Raw genomic sequence first — 16,244 nt, 5'->3', positions numbered from 1 at the left:
GAGAATTTATGGCACATATTACAAAAGCTACAAGTGTAAGAGATTGGTTCGATCAGCGTATAGCTCTTACAAAATTATGGAATGTCCTAGCAGGGCAATACTGGATACCTAAAAATATCAATTTTCTTTGGGCAATGGGTGTAGTTTTAACTGTACTTTTTACCCTACTTTTTATAAGCGGTTTATTATTGCTAATGTACTATAAACCAGATGCAAATTTAGCCTTTGATAGTGTGAATTACACTATTATGAAAGAGGTTGAGTATGGTTGGTTATGGCGACATATTCACGCAGTTGCGGCATCTGTGATTTTTTTAATTATCTATATTCACGCATTTGTTGGAATTTACTATGGTTCATATAAAAAAGGCCGTGAGATGATATGGATTAGCGGTATGTTGCTTTTCTTGATTTTCTCTGCTGAAGCATTTAGTGGATATATGCTACCATGGGGGCAGATGAGCTACTGGGCTGCGCAAGTTATCACTCAACTATTTGGCGGAATTCCATTTATTGGCGGTGCGTTAGTTGAATGGATTAGGGGGGATTACGCAGTTAGCGATCCTACACTTACAAGATTTTTTATGCTTCATGTTTGCTTATTACCAATTGTTATTATAATGGTTATAGGTGTTCACTTCTATACTTTACGTATCCCTCATGTTAATAACCTTGAAGGTGAAGAGATTGATTTTGAATTAGAAGCTGAAAAATATCTAAAAGGCGATACTGTAAATTCAAAAGTTATTCCATTTTGGCCAGGATTTTTAAGTAAAGATTTCTTCTATGTATCTTTATTTATGATTTTCTTCTTCTATTTAGTAAGTTTCCATTTCAATTTTGCTATGGATCCAATCAACTTCGATCCTGCAAATGCTGCTAAAACTCCAACTCATATCTATCCTGAGTGGTATTTCTTATGGCAATATGAAATTTTACGCGGTTTCTTCTTTGATATTGGACCTTTAAAAGCAGCTGATATTGGTGCTTTAGCTATGGCATTTGCTGGTATTTCGCTATTCTTTATGCCTCTATATGATAGAAGCGATGTAGTAGCTCCAGCTCATAAAAGAAAAGGTTTCTTTATATGGTTCTGGTTACTTATTATCGATTTAATTATCCTAACAGTGTATGGCAAACTTCCTCCAACGGGATTTAATGCTTGGATAGGATTCTTCTCTTCAGTTGGCTTCCTTGTGTTGCTACTTGTAGTACTTCCTATCATCACAATCAAGGAAAGAAAGGCAAATAAATGAAAGAATTAAAAGCGTTTTTAATTGTCGTCCTTGTTACAGGCGCTATTTATTGGGGTGTTGAGCCTTACGCACATTCAATTTTACACCCACATGTTGAACCAGCTAATTTTGACTTTGCCAAAGAGGATACAACTCTAGCAAAAACAAATGTAGAAAAAGCAGAAGCTGCTTTAAAAGCCGCTCAAACTAGCGGTGATAAAAGTATTATTGATGGTGCTACAAAAACTCTAGAAAATGCAAAAGCTGAACTAGAAAAATATAGTGCATTTTGGGCAGGTATCGAAAGTATAGACCTTACAAAAGGCGATGCAGCTTCAGGTGCAAATTTAGTAGCAGCTGCTGGATGTACAGCATGCCACAGCATTAAATCAGCTGGTTTTGAACCGGCAATGGATGATAAAAGTGCTAGCGAGGCTTATGGTGTTGCTCCTCCAGATCTTAGCAATATCGGATATCTTTATGATGGTAAATTCCTAGCTGCTCTTATTAAAGATCCAGCTATGGCGTTAAAAGTTACTCATAAATTTAATGATACAAACCCATTTCCTATGACAGCTTTCTATGGTGCTGGCGGTGATTTAAATCAAGAAATAGCAGACTTAGTAGCATATTTCAAAAGCATAGCACCAAAAGAGATGAGCGATAGAGATGTATTTATAGAGTCTTGTGCTAGATGCCATGATATGAAATATGTAAATGTATTTGCTAATGGCAACAAACAAAGCATAGCAAATTATCTAGGTATGACGCCTCCTGATCTATCTATGTATATTAGATCTAGAAGCGAACTATATCTAAATAATTTCATCAATGATACTCAAAAAATGCTTCCAGGCACATCTATGCCGCGTGTAGGCTTAAATGAAAAAGCTCAAAAGCAAGTTATTGAGTATATGAGAGAAGCCGGTGATAGCAAAAAAGAAGAAAGAGAGACAACAGGTATCTATATCATGATTTATTTTGCTATTCTTAGTGTATTTGCTTGGGCATGGAAACGCAAAATTTGGTCTAAACTACATTAATATACTTAAAAGATTTAGGGTGATTTTCACTCTAAATCTTAGTAAGTCTTACATATTTCTAACTTTTTGTATTGTCTATATTTTTTGAATTTTGTTTTGCCATGTTTAAGGGTGTATATTTTAAATTTCGTAATAAATTTTTATTTCTATTTAGATTGATGTGATATAACTATATTTTAATGCTAAATTTATAAAGGAGATTTAATAAAAAATTTCGCTTTAAAAATATCTCTTGTTGCCTCTATGGTTTATTCATTTGCACTTGCTGATGGTCTATTTACAGGAATTGAGAGCGACTACTCTTTTCAATGAAATTTAAAAGTAAAATATAATAACGCAGGAGATACTGGAATAATAAAATATAAAAAGGCTCAAGCAGGTATTAGGCTAAAAGCTGGTTACGACTTTGATAGATATAGGGTTTATAGCTCTTACATATATGATTTTCAAGCTAGTAAAGATATGAGTTATGATCCAGATTATACTGTAAAATGGCTAACTCATAAATTCATCCTTGGAGCTGACTATACCCCATCTATAACAGATAATTTCAAATTAGCAGTTGGTCCATATGGTGGATACTCTAGATTAAAAGTAAAAATCAACGATATTACAGGATATAGTGATAAAGATAGCAAAAATGGTTGGCTAATTGGTGCAAAAATAGGTGGAATTTATTCATTTGATAAAAATAATGAATTGGAAATTGGCTTTAAAGCTGATAGGACAAATTATGGGAAAATGGCAGAATTTGATTCTGAAGAATTTAACGCTGATAATGTAAAAGAGATAAACTATGGCTTATATTTAGGATATAACTATAAATTCTAAAAACTTAACAGATCCTATTTTATGGCCTACTTAAACTAACTTTATAATAAATTAAAACTATATTTATACAAACTTTTGCGATATTAAGTAAATTTATTTATTATAAATTTGATAATTTTGAGTAATTTTTGCCAAAATGCTTGACAAATATCAAAAAATATTGTATAATTACAACTCATTTTTAGATTGGGGTATCGCCAAGCGGTAAGGCAACAGGTTTTGGTCCTGTCATTCAGAGGTTCGAATCCTCTTACCCCATCCACCTCTTATGACGCGAGATGGAGCAGTGGTAGCTCATCGGGCTCATAACCCGAGGGTCGGGGGTTCAAGTCCCTCTCTCGCAACCAATCATCTTTAACATACACCTACACCAATTCCATCTCTTATATCATCGATATTTAGATGGACATACTTCAAACTACTCTGTATATTTTTATGTCCCAAATACTGCATTAACCTATAAGCTGAAAACTTCTTTAGGCTAACCAAACGACTTGCTACAGTATGTCTTAAGGCATATTGGTTATACTCTTTAGCGTTTATTCGCTTATCAAAACCTAAAGCCTTATTCATATCTTTCCACCTTGATACACATATGCTGTGTGTCAAATTATTTATCTTACAATTCTTATAATTTTCTCTATCTAATCCTTTGTAACGACCTCTAGCTATTGAGTAATAAACTCCCTTCAGATATCCTTCAGGTTCCTTCAGGTATAACTCCATAGCTTTTGACCTTTCTAAAGATAAAGCTAAATTAACCCTATCGCATATATCACTTAAAAGTTTTAAGGTTATGCCACCTAAGGGTAAGGTTCTACTATTAGCGTTCTTAGTAGTCCCTACTTTTAATGTAGTAGAGTGTGTTTTTAAAGCTCTACTGATGGTAATAGTCTTGTTTTCTAAGTCTATATCACCTACCCTAAGTTCATAGTATTCAGCTGGTCTTAGTCCTAGATTAGAGTTAATTACAAAATACTCATACATCTCTCTATCTACTAGGCTACCTGTCTTATCACTGATACTCTTAAAGTATTCAGCAATATCATTTATCTCAACATCGCTATAGCATACTATCTTAGTCTCTCTTATACTAGCTGCTAGCTTTTTAAAATTAGGTTTATTCTTAAACTCATAAACCCCAGTTCGCTCTAGCGTCTCAAAGGTTGTCCTAAGAGTGCTTAACAGGTGATTAAAGGTTCTCTCTTTGTACCGCTTACCATTTACACCACTGATTAACATAGTTCTTTTTAAGTTCATCAGTAGCTCTGTGGTAATAAGAGATAAGTCTAAATCACCAACCATTTTTATTAGAGTGTTAATCCTTGATGGTGGATTTTTATTGTCCTCCAAGTATTGCCACACACTCTCTACCATATAATCCCTAGCTTCACTAAGTAAGAAGGATTTGGTTTCTTTAGGTGGTTCTAATAACCACTCTAGATTATTAAAGCCTAATTGCGTAGGGGATAATAAGGCTGCTTGTAGGCTAACCCTTAAATCCTTTTCGCATTTCTCTGCCACTTCTATATCAGTGGTGTTCCAAGTTCTTTGGTATCTTTTACCATTTATATAAAAGTCGCTTTTGTAGCGACCATCTTTTAATTTAAACATACCTTACCGCCTTTGCTTATATTATAAGACCCTCTTATAATTTTGCTTAACTTCTCTCCTTTCTTAATAAGTTTTCTATAAACTCCCTTCCTTTTGGCGTTATAAATAACTTTCTAGCTAAGTTTCTCGTATCTCTATCATCATAGGCTTTACTTATAAAACCATTATCATAGAGATATCCTGTATGTATGCTAGTATTAGCCGTAGTCCAGTTTAATAACTCCGAATAGAAAGCCTGTGTTTCTCCTTCGTGTTTCGCTATTGTAAATAACAATATAAAAAGCTTTATAGAGTAGCTCTTTACATTCTTACCATCACCATTAGTAGGTGGTTTAAAATTATCTAATCTATTTAAAAGCGTTAGAGCTTCACTAACCCTATCTAAATATGTGTTTTGCATTCTGTTCTCCTTTATATTAACTTTGCTTTAATTGCTTTATCTAATGCTTTATCATCTTCTAATGCTCTATATGCATCAGGATTAAACCTTTCATCAACTAACTCTACTATTTCCCAGTCTTCTATCTCTTTATATACTGTAAAATCACCATAATCATTATCACTAATTTTAGGGTAAATTATTACAGCTAGCACCCTAAAAGCCTGTGGTTTTATCCCAACCGCTTTAGAGCTTCTATAACCACTATCTAAAACAACCCCTACATCATTATACACAGCCTTAGAGCTAAATAGCTTATTAAAAGACCTACCGTCCATCTCAAAATTATTCGTAAAGCCCCCCATACCTTGTATATATTTTTCATATTTCTTTAGCTTTGCTATCTCTATAACTACTTTTCTATCTTTCGTAGTTACTTCTATAGTTCTAACTCTATCAACAAGTTTAAAACATATCTTAGCATTTAACCAGTTATGGCAACGCCTACTTAAATGTATTTTCTCATAGGTTATAGGATACCTATACATAGTATGCCCCTTTAGTATCCTACACTCAGCTTCAGCCTTCTCCTTTAGCTCCTTTGGTATTAAGCTCATACCCATTAATTGTAACTGAGCTATGTAGGTAACATCACTATCACTATCATATCTAAACCCATTATTCCTAGCCGTTAGCCACAATGAGCGTCCTGAGTTGTGCCCTGATATTACCCCAGTAGCCCCTATACAGAATATAAACCCAATTACAATAACTGCTATAAACCAAGGGTTATATCCATAGGCTATACAAGCAAGTAAGGCTATACCCCACACAGCCCATATTCTTAATAGCAATTCATTAGCTTTTGCTATTTCTTCATCAGATTTCTTTGGCACTTCACCTGTTCTAAGTAATTCTATATCGTGCTTAAAATGTTTCCTAACCCATATAGGGTCAGCGTGGTGAGCTTCTATTATTCCACCTTGAGCTTTTATAATTGCCATCTTGCTTATCCTTTAGTATTATTTTTTGTTACATTTAGAGCATAAGCATAGCTCTATATTACCTTGTTTTTCTAATACTTCCTTAACTTCTGCTTCACTAATGGGATATATTCTTTCTCCGCATTCTTTACAACTGCGTTTATACTTATACTTAGTAGCCATTTCACAAAAACCTTTAACCCCACCTACTTCATTATAAAAATCTTTAGCTATCTTAAAGACTTCAAATAAAAATAATACAAACATAAATACTATTGAGAAAAGTATCCAAAAGGGGCTAAAAGCCAACTTAATTTTTTGCCTAGTTTTTATTACTTTTAATACTTCTGCTGCTCTCATTATATTCCTTTCACTATCTTAAAAATCAATACAATGTTTCATATCATATATAGCATCTTTAAAACCGTTGATATAAGCTATATACCACGGTTCAGCTCCCTTTAGGTTCTCTTTAGATAGTTCAGCTTTGGATATTTCATAACCTTGCTCCATAGCTGTATTATATCCTTCGATATACCATTGCTCCAGTTCTTTACTACTGTTATTATCCCAATAAGAATAATATAATTCACTCTTATACAACGCCTTATAAAGCGTATCATCATCTACAAAAAATGGCTTAGATGATAGCTCATCAACCATTAGGTAGGGGTATAGCCTAAAGGGTCTTTAGCTGTTTATGAGCCGTTTAGATAGCTTTATGAGCCTATATAACTTTAGCGTATCTCTTTTTATTTGAGTACTTAATATTATTGATATCTTTCATATACTCATTTAAGAGTTCTTCATCTACACGACGCTGGTAATCCTCTCTCGCAACCAATAATACTTTTTATATAATTCATCTTATTTTGTATAAATCTATTTAAATCTCAATATTGTAATTTTGATACGATTAATGTAAAATAATTTTTAGTATTTTAAGGAGTATTGTTACTCTTAGGAGTATTTTACACTAATCAAGGATATAAAATGAGCAGAGCATCAAATACAAATTTACAAGATAAAGACATAAGAAAATTACAAATATTAGACTAAAAGATATAGTAGAATAGTTAGTAAATTATATACTTAGCATTTATGCTATTTGAGCTACTATTTACAACTCTAGTAATATAATCAACAGTAGTTTTTCCTACACCCACCGCCTTTTTCGTTGATAATTGCAATAGTCATTTTATCTCTTTGATATAATAATTATTATATAAATATATATATTGATTATATTTCTTAGCATTATGGCGCAAATTAAACCCTAGTGTTTCATTATCTTTTTAACTATAGTCACTTTGGGATTAGCTTAGATCAGTTATTTTGCAATTTAAATAATTATCCTTGTCAAATCCTTAACTTTACCACTAGCTATAAGGGATCAAATCTCTCTATTTTAATCATAGTAGAATACGTTTTAACTGCTCTGATAATGGTCTATATACTAAAAATTGACAAAAACAATCAAGCATAGTATTGACTTCACCACTCTTATTATCTACTTTATAAAGTGTGATTTAAATAAAATAATTCCATACTTTTTAGCTAATATTTATTAAATTTGGATAAAATATTGAGCAGATTTTTCAAGGAAAAAGATGGAAGATAATATTTTTAACTCAAATCAAGATGTAACAACCATAGATGTAGAGGACTCGATAAAAGCTAGCTATCTAGACTATTCGATGAGCGTTATTATTGGTAGAGCTTTGCCTGATGCTAGAGATGGTCTAAAGCCAGTACATAGAAGAATCCTATATGCTATGAATGACTTAGGCGTAGGTAGTCGCAGCCCGTATAAAAAGTCTGCTCGTATAGTAGGTGATGTAATAGGTAAATACCATCCACATGGCGATACAGCTGTATATGATGCGTTAGTTAGAATGGCTCAGAGCTTCTCTATGAGAATTCCAGCTGTAGATGGCCAAGGAAACTTTGGCTCAGTAGATGGTGATAACGCAGCTGCGATGCGTTATACCGAGGCTAGAATGACTGTTTTAGCTGAAGAGTTATTAAAAGATTTAGATAAAGATACTGTTGATTTTATTCCAAACTATGATGATAGCATGGTTGAGCCAGATGTACTTCCAGCTAGAGTGCCAAATTTACTCTTAAATGGCTCAAGTGGTATTGCAGTAGGTATGGCAACAAATATTCCGCCACATAGCCTTGATGAGCTTGTAGATGGGCTTTTGGTATTACTTGATGACAAGGATGCCACACTAGAAGATATAATGGCTCATATCAAAGGGCCAGATTTTCCAACTGGTGGTATAATCTTTGGTAAAAAAGGGATAATAGAAGCTTATCGCACCGGTAGAGGTAGGATTAAGCTGCGAGCCAAAACTCATATAGAAAAAAAGCAAAATAAAGATGTAATAGTAGTAGATGAACTACCATATCAAGTAAATAAAAGCAAACTACACTCTGATATTGCTGAATTAGTCAAAGAGAAGCAAATAGAAGGCATTAGCGAAGTTCGTGATGAGAGCGATAGAGATGGAATTCGCCTTGTTATCGAGCTTAAGCGTGATGCGATGAGTGAAATAGTGCTAAATAATCTATTTAAATCCACCCAAATGGAAGTAACCTTTGGTGTGATTATGCTTGCTATAAACAACAAAGAACCAAAGATTTTTTCATTAATTGAGCTATTAAAACTATTTTTAAATCATAGAAAAACGGTAATAATCAGAAGAACTATATTTGATTTACAAAAAGCTAGAGCTAGAGCGCACATTTTAGAAGGGCTAAAAATCGCTTTAGACAATATAGATGATGTGATAGCTTTGATTAAGACCAGTGCTGATACAAATATCGCTAGAGATGGATTGATGGCTAAATTCGGTCTAAGCGAGCTACAAAGTAACGCAATTTTGGATATGAGATTAAGCAAACTCACTGGATTAGAGCGTGAAAAACTAGAGGCTGAGCTAAAAGAGATCTTAGAATTAATTAATAAGCTTGATGCGATCTTAAAAAGCGAGGAGCTAATTGAAGCCATTATAAAAGATGAGCTTTTAGAGATCAAATCTAAATTTAAATGTCCAAGAATTACTGAAATTATCGATGATTATGACGATATTGACGTAGAAGACCTAATCCCTAATGAAAATATGGTAGTAACCATCACTCATAGGGGCTATATCAAGCGTGTACCAAGTAAAAGTTATGAAAAACAAAAACGTGGCGGTAAAGGCAAAGTCGCAGTAACTACATATGATGATGATTTTATAGAGAGTTTCTTTACTTGTATGAGTCATGATACGCTGATGTTTGTAACTGATCGTGGGCAACTATATTGGCTAAAAGTATATAAAATCCCAGAAGGCAGTCGCACCGCTAAAGGAAAAGCTGTAGTAAATTTAATCAATCTTCAACCAGATGAAAAGATTAAAGCAATTATTCCGACTACTGATTTTTCTAAAAATAAATCTTTAGCATTCTTTACTAAAAATGGTCTTGTAAAAAGAACAAATTTAAGCGAATATCAAAACATCAGAAGTATCGGTGTTAAAGCTATAAATTTAGATGAAAACGATGAATTAGTAACAGTAGTTATAGCCACAAGTGACTATGATGAAAAAGTATTAGATGACCCAGATATAATAGTAGAAAATGAGCTTGAAGAGAGTGGATTTGATGCTCTTGAAGAGGTTATTGATAGCGAAATAGAAGCAATATCCGAACTTGAAGAGAGCGAGATAGAACATATTCTTGAAAGTATTGATGAGCTTCCAGAATCTAGTGATGAAAAGATGTTATTTGTCGTAACTAAAAAAGGTATGTGTATTAAATTTCCACTAAGCAAAGTTAGACAAATTGGCCGTGTAGCCCGCGGAGTAACTGCTATCAGATTTAAAGAAAAAGGCGATGAAGTAGTAGGTGCTGTCGTTATAGAGAACGATACGCAAGAAATTCTAAGCGTTAGCCAAAAAGGTATAGGCAAACGTACAACTGCTGATGAGTATAGACTTCAAAGTCGTGGCGGTAAAGGTGTTATTTGTATGAAACTAACATCAAAAACCAAAGACCTAGTCGGTGTAGTTATGGTGGATGAAAGCATGGATTTAATGGCTCTTACAAGCAGCGGTAAGATGATTAGAGTAGATATGCAAACAATCAGAAAAGCTGGTCGCAACACAAGCGGCGTAATCGTTGTCAATGTCGGTAGTGATGAAGTTGTCAGCATTGCAAGATGCCCTAAAGAAGAGAGCGATGATCAAGATATGGATATCATCGATGATGATTTTATAGCTGAACAAATGGCTAAAATTGAAGAAGTGGAATAATATTTGCTTTATGAAATTTAAATTCAAATTTAAAAGGTTGTAAGGTATGAAAAGAGTTTTATACACACTGGTTGCAGGTTTAGCATTAGCAGGTTGTGCAAATGCATCTGGTTCTAATCAACAACCAGCTGAAGTAATTGTCCAAAAAGTCGATAAAGAGGATATTAGAGAGATCATTCAAAATGAAAAAATGATCCCAGCTATGAATGCTGATAATGAGGTAGCATTTAGTGCTATTGGCGAGGGAATTCCGCCGCTTGATACTGTGAGTCCGGCTCAGGCTCGTGCATTAGCTAAACGTTCAGCAATTACAGATGGTCATAGACAGCTAGCAGCTAAACTTTATGGTGTTAAAATTAATGCTAAAGATACAGTAAAAGATGCAATGTTGCAAAGTTCAGTTATTGAAGGCAGAGTTTTAGGCCTTATCAAAAATGCTTCAGTAATCAACCAAGACTTTAAAGATGGTCTATATAGAGTTGAAATGGAGCTAAAAATAGATAGAGAAAAGTGGCTAGAACTTTTTGCTTATTAATATTTGCACTAAATAACCTATTTGGCGGTGATGAGTTTATCTTTTGGGCTAGATTAATTACCGTCAATGGGATACTTAGTAGCGATGAGATCACTATATCTAGATCGATGGTTAAAGGATATAAAAGTAGTCAAATTATATGTTCTATCCCAATCTCAAAACCGACAAATTTAACTGCTTATGAGTATTTAAATTTACACAAAAATGAACTATTTGACTGCTTTGTTTCAGAAGAAGTAAGAATTCTAGATAACTCAACTACATATCCAAACTCAGCTCTTTTTACCACAGAATTAACTATCATCCCTATCCGCTTTATAGTGGAATTTAAGCCCCAAGGTGCTACAATAAGCAAAATTATAAGGTAAATCATGAATGTTGTAATTGTAGAAGATGATATAAATATGCGTAAATCCCTTGAGATCGCTTTAGGTGATTATAATGAGTTTAATGTAAAATCTTATAAAAGTGCTACTGAAGCACTTAAAAAATTAAGTAATGATACTAATGTCATAGTAACTGATATAAACATGCCTGGAATGGATGGACTAGAGTTTATAAAAGAACTTGGTGGCAAATACGATGTAATTATTATGACAGGAAATGCTACACTAAATAGGGCTATTGAGAGTGTTCGCCTTGGGGTGAAGGATTTTTTGACCAAGCCATTTGATATTGATACTTTAGCTACAGCAATTAAACGAACTAGCGCAATAACTCAAAAAACTAAAACTAAAACACCAGATACCACCACAGAGATAAAAAGTAGTAATTTTTTAGCCGCTTCTGCAAATTTAGACAAAACTCTAAATATTGCCAAAAAGGCAGCCCAAACCGATGTAAGCGTGATGATAATGGGAGAGAGTGGCGTAGGTAAAGAGCTTTTTAGCAGATATATCCATGAAAATTCAAAGCGAAAAAATTCAGCATTAATGGCTATTAATATGGCTGCAATACCTGAAAATTTACTTGAAAGTGAACTATATGGATATGAAAAGGGTGCTTTTACCGATGCTACAGCAACTAAAAAAGGGCTTTTTGAACTAGCAAATGGTGGAACTCTATTTTTAGATGAGATTGGAGAGATGCCACTAAATTTACAACCTAAGCTTTTGCGTGCGATTCAAGAGCGTGAGATCGTTCGTGTAGGAGCTAGCAAACCAATTAAAATAGATGTAAGAATCGTAAGCGCAACCAATGCGAATTTAGAACAAAAAGTTGCAAATGGTGAGTTTAGAGAGGATCTATTTTATCGTTTAAATACTGTTCCGCTTAAAATCCCACCACTTAGAGAACGCAAAGATGAGATTGTAGATATCGCAAATGCTACACTTAAGCGAGTTTGTGTTGAGTATGAATTAGGTCAAAAAGAGTTTAGTCAAGAGGCTATTGATGAGCTTTTAAATTATGATTATCCAGGTAATATTAGGGAGCTTATTAGTATTGTTGAGCGTGCTGCTATACTAAGTGAAGGTGGTAGTATTAGTAAAGAGGATCTGTTTATTTACGCTAAAAAGTAATTTAAATTCGAATTTGACTTATATTAAGCTAAATTTAGATAAAATAGCGACCTAAATTTAAATCTAAGGCGTAGTATGAGAAAGTATAGTATAGCAGTAGTTGGAGCTACCGGAGCTGTAGGCGAAGAGATTTTTCGTGTTTTAGAAGAGATGGATTTTCCAGTTGGTGATGTGTTGCCACTTGCAAGTGCAAAGAGTGTTGGGAAAGAGATTGAATTTAAAGGCAAAAATTATCCAATTGTAGAGCTTACTGATACTGTATTTGACGAGCATGAAGTAGATATTGCATTTTTTAGTGCTGGCGGTAGCATATCGGCTCATTTTGTACCATTTGCAGCAGCAAGTGGAGCAATAGTTATAGATAATACTAGCCATTTTAGAATGGATCCAGAAGTACCATTAGTAGTGCCTGAGTGCAATCCAGGAGACATTGCTCAATGGCAAAATAAAGGCATAATAGCAAATCCAAACTGCTCTACAATCCAGATGGTCCAAGTGTTAAAGCCTCTTGATGATGCTTTTGGTATCCAAAGAGTAGATGTAAGCACATATCAAGCTACAAGTGGTGCGGGTAAAAAAGGAATGGAAGAGTTGGTTATGCAGATGCAAAAATTCTTTGAATTTAAGCTTGATGAGTGTGAGCCAAGTGCATTTAAACACCAAATAGCACTAAATGTAATTCCACATATTGATGTGTTCTTAGATAATGATTACACAAAAGAAGAGATGAAAATGGTTAAAGAGACCCAAAAAATCCTTCACAAAGATATACAAGTGAGTGCAACTTGTGTGCGTGTGCCAGTTCTTAGAAGTCATAGCGAGAGCATAACTATTAAATTTAAAACTCCAATTGATGCACAAAAAGCAACTCAAATTCTAAAAAATGCTCCAAGCGTTGTAGTTCAAGATAGTCCAAAAGATAATCTTTATCCAATGCCAATTCACGCAAGTGATACAAATGAGACATATGTAGGCAGAATCAGAAAAGATAATTATGATGATAGCATATTACATTTATGGTGTGTGGCTGATCAGATTAGAGTTGGTGCAGCGACAAATGCGGTTAGAATCGCACAAAAATGGATAGAGATGCAAGAGCAGAATGGATAATATTAAAAACAAGATAGAAAAGCTATTTGAAGGGCTTTTGTGGAAGTCTAGAATGGTAACCTTGCTTCCAGTGATCTTTGGATTGCTAGGAGCTTTTGTGATGTTTATTGTTGCTAGTTATGATATTGTTAAGGTAATAGTTTATGCATGGAATTACCTAATTCTAGGCGACCATAGTGTAGATCTGCATAGCGATGGCGTAGCTCTTATTATTGGGGCTATAGATCTGTATTTGATGGCATTGGTCTTTTTTATCTTTAGTTTTGGGATTTATGAGCTTTTTATTAGTGAGATTGATACAACTAAGAGTTCTAGACAGGCTAGAGTGCTTGAAGTGCATAGTTTAGACCAGCTAAAAGATAAGATAGGTAAAGTCATTGTGATGGTTTTAGTGGTTAATTTCTTTCAGCGTGTTTTGCATGCTAAATTTACTACACCTCTTGAGATGGTCTATCTAGCGTTATCTATTTTAGCTCTTTGTTTAGGCTTATATTTCTTGCATAAGAGCTCACATCATTAGGATTAAAGGATATTTATGATTTTTATAGATGCATGTTTAGGCAAAAAAACTCCTTATACTCCAGTTTGGATGATGCGTCAAGCTGGTAGATATCTGCCTGAGTATATGAGAGTTAGAGCTGAGGCTGGGGATTTTTTATCACTTTGTAAGGATTATGAAAAAGCTAGCGAGGTTACACTTCAACCAGTTGATATTTTAGGCGTAGATGCAGCAATTTTATTTAGTGATATATTGGTAGTACCTATGGAGATGGGTATGGAGCTTAAATTTGTAAAAGGCGAAGGCCCGGTATTTCCTAAGCCAATTGCTACAATGGAGGACTTAGATAGACTAAGTAGCGATAAAGCAATTAAAAATCTAAGCTATGTCTATGATACAATTAAATTAACTAGAAATAAGCTAGCTAAAGATAAAGCTTTAATAGGATTTTGTGGTGCTCCATGGACGATTGCTACATATATGATAGAAGGAGGCAGCACAAAAACATATAATATCTGTAAAAAGATGGTATATGATAATCCTCAATTCCTTCATGCTATTCTTCGCAAGGTAACAAATGCTCTTAAATTATATCTAGCTGAGCAGATAAAATCTGGAGTAAATGCTGTTCAGATTTTTGATAGTTGGGCTGGAGCATTAGAAAAAAGTGCTTATATGGAATTTGGATTTAGCTATATTAATGAGATTGTTGATTATCTAAAAGCAAACTTCCCAGATACTCCTATAATAGTATTTCCTAAAGGAATTAGCGGATTTTTAGATGATATTAGTGGTAATTTTGATGTATTTGGTGTGGATTGGAGCACCCCGCTTGCTAATGCTAAAAAATCTTTAGGTGCTAAATATATTTTACAAGGCAATATGGAGCCTACAAGATTGTATAACAAAGATGCGATTGATGAAGGCGTAGATGAAATTCTATCTATAATGGGCGGCAAAAGACATATATTTAATCTTGGTCATGGTATTTTACCAGATATTCCAGTTGAACATGCTAAATATTTTATCAAATCTGTCCAAGAAAAATCTGCAAAATATGCAAAATAATGGGATATAAATTTATATTTGGTCCAGTGAGTAGCCGCCGCTTTGGCAGCTCTCTTGGGATTGACCTTAGTCCAGATCAAAAAAGCTGTAATTTTGATTGCTTATATTGTGAGTTAAAAAAAGCTAAAACCATCAGAGCTATAAAAAATGAACCAAATTCCAAAGTTATAATAAATGAGCTTAAAAATGCTCTTAATGAGTTTAAAGATATCGATGTTATCACGCTTACAGCTAATGGAGAGCCAAGTCTATATAGTGATTTATTAAATTTAATTACTCAGATAAATACTCTTAAAACCACGCAAAAATCACTAATTCTTAGCAATGGTAGTGCTGTTTTAAATCCTAATGCTATTGAGGCTCTTTTAAACCTTGATATTGTTAAGTTTAGCCTTGATAGTGCAAATCAAAAGACATTTCGCAAAATTGATAGAAGTATTGATAATATAGATGTAGATAAGTTAGTAGGGCTTATGTCGCAATTTAGATCTAAATTTAAAGGCGAGCTTATTATGGAGGTTTTGGTTGTAGCTGGATATAATGATAGCGATGATGAGTTTATGGCTTTAAATAGAGCTTTTAAAAAGATTTTACCTAATAGAATAGATATCAGCACTATAGATCGCCCACCAGCTCATAATGTTAGAGGCGTTAGTAGTGAAACATTACACTATTTAGCAACTTTTATAGATGCTGCACCAGTTAGTATAGCCTCTAGAACCCCTTTAAAATCTAAATTTGATTATAGTAAAGATGAACTTGAAAAGCTTTTAAAACTTCGCCCTCAAAGTTTATATGATATAGAAAACAACTTTACTACAAATGCAAAGATAAATTTAGAAACGCTGATAAATGAAGGCAAGGTTATAGAATGCGATTTAGCTGGGATGAAATTTTATAGAATTTAAAAAAATTTCTAATTTAAGCTAAATTTAATTGACAAATAGCTAATTATTAGCTATAATTCCAACTCATTTATACGATATTCCGGATTAGCTCAGCGGTAGAGTAGTCGGCTGTTAACCGATTGGTCGCTGGTTCGAATCCAGCATCCGGAGCCATTACCCTTTTTTATCACTTTCCTTAAACTCTAAAAAGTCTTAAAAACCCCCAAAAATACGAG

General features: G+C 33.8%; 16 protein-coding genes and 3 tRNA genes. 14 read left to right on the top strand and 5 right to left on the bottom strand.

What is annotated here, in order from left to right:
- Positions 1–8: 8 nt before the first annotated feature.
- From CIGNP109_RS06940 to CIGNP109_RS06920, 5 genes are all read left to right on the top strand, one after another.
- Complete coding sequence (locus CIGNP109_RS06940) at positions 9–1,256, top strand: cytochrome b (RefSeq protein WP_086225558.1); 1,248 nt, start codon at positions 9–11, stop codon at positions 1,254–1,256.
- On the top strand, positions 1,253–2,278 hold the full coding sequence (locus tag CIGNP109_RS06935; RefSeq protein WP_086228721.1) for a c-type cytochrome: 1,026 nt from the start codon (positions 1,253–1,255) through the stop codon (positions 2,276–2,278). Before CIGNP109_RS06940 ends, CIGNP109_RS06935 begins: the two co-directional genes overlap by 4 nt.
- A 462-nt stretch (positions 2,279–2,740) precedes the next feature.
- The gene (locus tag CIGNP109_RS08675; protein ID WP_236847571.1) at positions 2,741–3,109 is read left to right on the top strand and encodes a hypothetical protein; all 369 of its coding nucleotides are present in this window, start codon (positions 2,741–2,743) and stop codon (positions 3,107–3,109) included.
- A 187-nt stretch (positions 3,110–3,296) separates the two neighbouring features.
- Positions 3,297–3,371 (top strand) — tRNA-Gln (locus tag CIGNP109_RS06925).
- A gap of 10 nt (positions 3,372–3,381) precedes the next feature.
- Positions 3,382–3,456, top strand: a tRNA-Met gene (locus CIGNP109_RS06920).
- Positions 3,457–3,463: 7 nt separating this feature from the next.
- Here CIGNP109_RS06920 and CIGNP109_RS06915 read toward each other — a convergent pair.
- The 5 genes from CIGNP109_RS06915 to CIGNP109_RS06895 are packed head-to-tail and all read right to left on the bottom strand — an operon-like array spanning position 3,464 to position 6,748.
- A complete protein-coding gene (locus CIGNP109_RS06915) occupies positions 3,464–4,723 on the bottom strand; it encodes a tyrosine-type recombinase/integrase (protein WP_086228720.1) in 1,260 nt (419 codons plus the stop codon).
- Between the two features lie 46 nt (positions 4,724–4,769).
- Positions 4,770–5,123, bottom strand: coding sequence for a hypothetical protein (locus tag CIGNP109_RS06910; RefSeq protein ID WP_086228719.1), 354 nt, complete (start codon positions 5,121–5,123; stop codon positions 4,770–4,772).
- An 11-nt stretch (positions 5,124–5,134) separates the two neighbouring features.
- On the bottom strand, positions 5,135–6,106 hold the full coding sequence (locus tag CIGNP109_RS06905; RefSeq protein WP_086228718.1) for a hypothetical protein: 972 nt from the start codon (positions 6,104–6,106) through the stop codon (positions 5,135–5,137).
- An 18-nt stretch (positions 6,107–6,124) separates the two neighbouring features.
- Complete coding sequence (locus CIGNP109_RS06900; protein ID WP_086228717.1) at positions 6,125–6,445, bottom strand: hypothetical protein; 321 nt, start codon at positions 6,443–6,445, stop codon at positions 6,125–6,127.
- A gap of 18 nt (positions 6,446–6,463) precedes the next feature.
- Positions 6,464–6,748, bottom strand: a complete 285-nt coding sequence (locus tag CIGNP109_RS06895; protein ID WP_086228716.1) for a hypothetical protein — start codon at positions 6,746–6,748, stop codon at positions 6,464–6,466.
- A 947-nt stretch (positions 6,749–7,695) separates the two neighbouring features.
- Between CIGNP109_RS06895 and gyrA the strand changes: the two genes are divergently transcribed.
- The 9 genes from gyrA to CIGNP109_RS06850 all read left to right on the top strand — a co-directional run bounded on the left by gyrA (position 7,696) and on the right by CIGNP109_RS06850 (position 16,182).
- Positions 7,696–10,389 (top strand): DNA gyrase subunit A, encoded by a 2,694-nt coding sequence (gene gyrA / locus CIGNP109_RS06890; RefSeq protein WP_086228715.1) that lies wholly within the window; start codon positions 7,696–7,698, stop codon positions 10,387–10,389.
- Between the two features lie 46 nt (positions 10,390–10,435).
- Complete coding sequence (locus CIGNP109_RS06885) at positions 10,436–10,924, top strand: LPP20 family lipoprotein (RefSeq protein WP_086225565.1); 489 nt, start codon at positions 10,436–10,438, stop codon at positions 10,922–10,924.
- Positions 10,900–11,292, top strand: coding sequence for a hypothetical protein (locus CIGNP109_RS06880; protein ID WP_086228714.1), 393 nt, complete (start codon positions 10,900–10,902; stop codon positions 11,290–11,292). The genes CIGNP109_RS06885 and CIGNP109_RS06880 overlap by 25 nt, the downstream gene beginning before the upstream one ends.
- 3 nt (positions 11,293–11,295) lie before the next feature.
- A complete protein-coding gene (locus tag CIGNP109_RS06875) occupies positions 11,296–12,444 on the top strand; it encodes a sigma-54-dependent transcriptional regulator (protein WP_086228713.1) in 1,149 nt (382 codons plus the stop codon).
- A gap of 75 nt (positions 12,445–12,519) precedes the next feature.
- The gene (locus CIGNP109_RS06870; RefSeq protein ID WP_086225568.1) at positions 12,520–13,554 is read left to right on the top strand and encodes an aspartate-semialdehyde dehydrogenase; all 1,035 of its coding nucleotides are present in this window, start codon (positions 12,520–12,522) and stop codon (positions 13,552–13,554) included.
- Entirely contained in the window at positions 13,547–14,074 is a 528-nt protein-coding gene (locus tag CIGNP109_RS06865) for a YqhA family protein (protein WP_086228712.1), read from the top strand. The genes CIGNP109_RS06870 and CIGNP109_RS06865 overlap by 8 nt, the downstream gene beginning before the upstream one ends.
- Before the next feature lie 15 nt (positions 14,075–14,089).
- A complete protein-coding gene (gene hemE, locus CIGNP109_RS06860; protein ID WP_086228711.1) occupies positions 14,090–15,121 on the top strand; it encodes a uroporphyrinogen decarboxylase in 1,032 nt (343 codons plus the stop codon).
- Positions 15,121–16,029 carry a radical SAM protein gene (locus tag CIGNP109_RS06855; protein WP_086228710.1) on the top strand — a complete coding sequence of 303 codons (909 nt, stop codon included), beginning with the start codon at positions 15,121–15,123 and terminating at the stop codon, positions 16,027–16,029. Before hemE ends, CIGNP109_RS06855 begins: the two co-directional genes overlap by 1 nt.
- A gap of 78 nt (positions 16,030–16,107) precedes the next feature.
- Positions 16,108–16,182, top strand: a tRNA-Asn gene (locus CIGNP109_RS06850).
- Positions 16,183–16,244 lie beyond the last annotated feature (62 nt).

Origin of the sequence: Campylobacter sp. P0109, assembly GCF_002138755.1 — a bacterium.
GTDB classification, from domain to species: Bacteria; Campylobacterota; Campylobacteria; order Campylobacterales; family Campylobacteraceae; genus Campylobacter; species Campylobacter devanensis.
This window is presented reverse-complemented; position numbering and strand designations above follow the sequence as displayed.

Bases quoted from the DNA above. Each gene is read 5' to 3' on its own strand.
- CIGNP109_RS06940 (WP_086225558.1), top strand. From the start codon at position 9: ATGGCACATATTACAAAAGCTACAAGTGTAAGAGATTGGTTCGATCAG.
- CIGNP109_RS06935 (WP_086228721.1), top strand. From the start codon at position 1,253: ATGAAAGAATTAAAAGCGTTTTTAATTGTCGTCCTTGTTACAGGCGCT.
- CIGNP109_RS08675 (WP_236847571.1), top strand. From the start codon at position 2,741: ATGAGTTATGATCCAGATTATACTGTAAAATGGCTAACTCATAAATTC.
- CIGNP109_RS06915 (WP_086228720.1), bottom strand. From the start codon at position 4,723: ATGTTTAAATTAAAAGATGGTCGCTACAAAAGCGACTTTTATATAAAT.
- CIGNP109_RS06910 (WP_086228719.1), bottom strand. From the start codon at position 5,123: ATGCAAAACACATATTTAGATAGGGTTAGTGAAGCTCTAACGCTTTTA.
- CIGNP109_RS06905 (WP_086228718.1), bottom strand. From the start codon at position 6,106: ATGGCAATTATAAAAGCTCAAGGTGGAATAATAGAAGCTCACCACGCT.
- CIGNP109_RS06900 (WP_086228717.1), bottom strand. From the start codon at position 6,445: ATGAGAGCAGCAGAAGTATTAAAAGTAATAAAAACTAGGCAAAAAATT.
- CIGNP109_RS06895 (WP_086228716.1), bottom strand. From the start codon at position 6,748: ATGGTTGATGAGCTATCATCTAAGCCATTTTTTGTAGATGATGATACG.
- gyrA (WP_086228715.1), top strand. From the start codon at position 7,696: ATGGAAGATAATATTTTTAACTCAAATCAAGATGTAACAACCATAGAT.
- CIGNP109_RS06885 (WP_086225565.1), top strand. From the start codon at position 10,436: ATGAAAAGAGTTTTATACACACTGGTTGCAGGTTTAGCATTAGCAGGT.
- CIGNP109_RS06875 (WP_086228713.1), top strand. From the start codon at position 11,296: ATGAATGTTGTAATTGTAGAAGATGATATAAATATGCGTAAATCCCTT.
- CIGNP109_RS06870 (WP_086225568.1), top strand. From the start codon at position 12,520: ATGAGAAAGTATAGTATAGCAGTAGTTGGAGCTACCGGAGCTGTAGGC.
- CIGNP109_RS06865 (WP_086228712.1), top strand. From the start codon at position 13,547: ATGGATAATATTAAAAACAAGATAGAAAAGCTATTTGAAGGGCTTTTG.
- hemE (WP_086228711.1), top strand. From the start codon at position 14,090: ATGATTTTTATAGATGCATGTTTAGGCAAAAAAACTCCTTATACTCCA.
- CIGNP109_RS06855 (WP_086228710.1), top strand. From the start codon at position 15,121: ATGGGATATAAATTTATATTTGGTCCAGTGAGTAGCCGCCGCTTTGGC.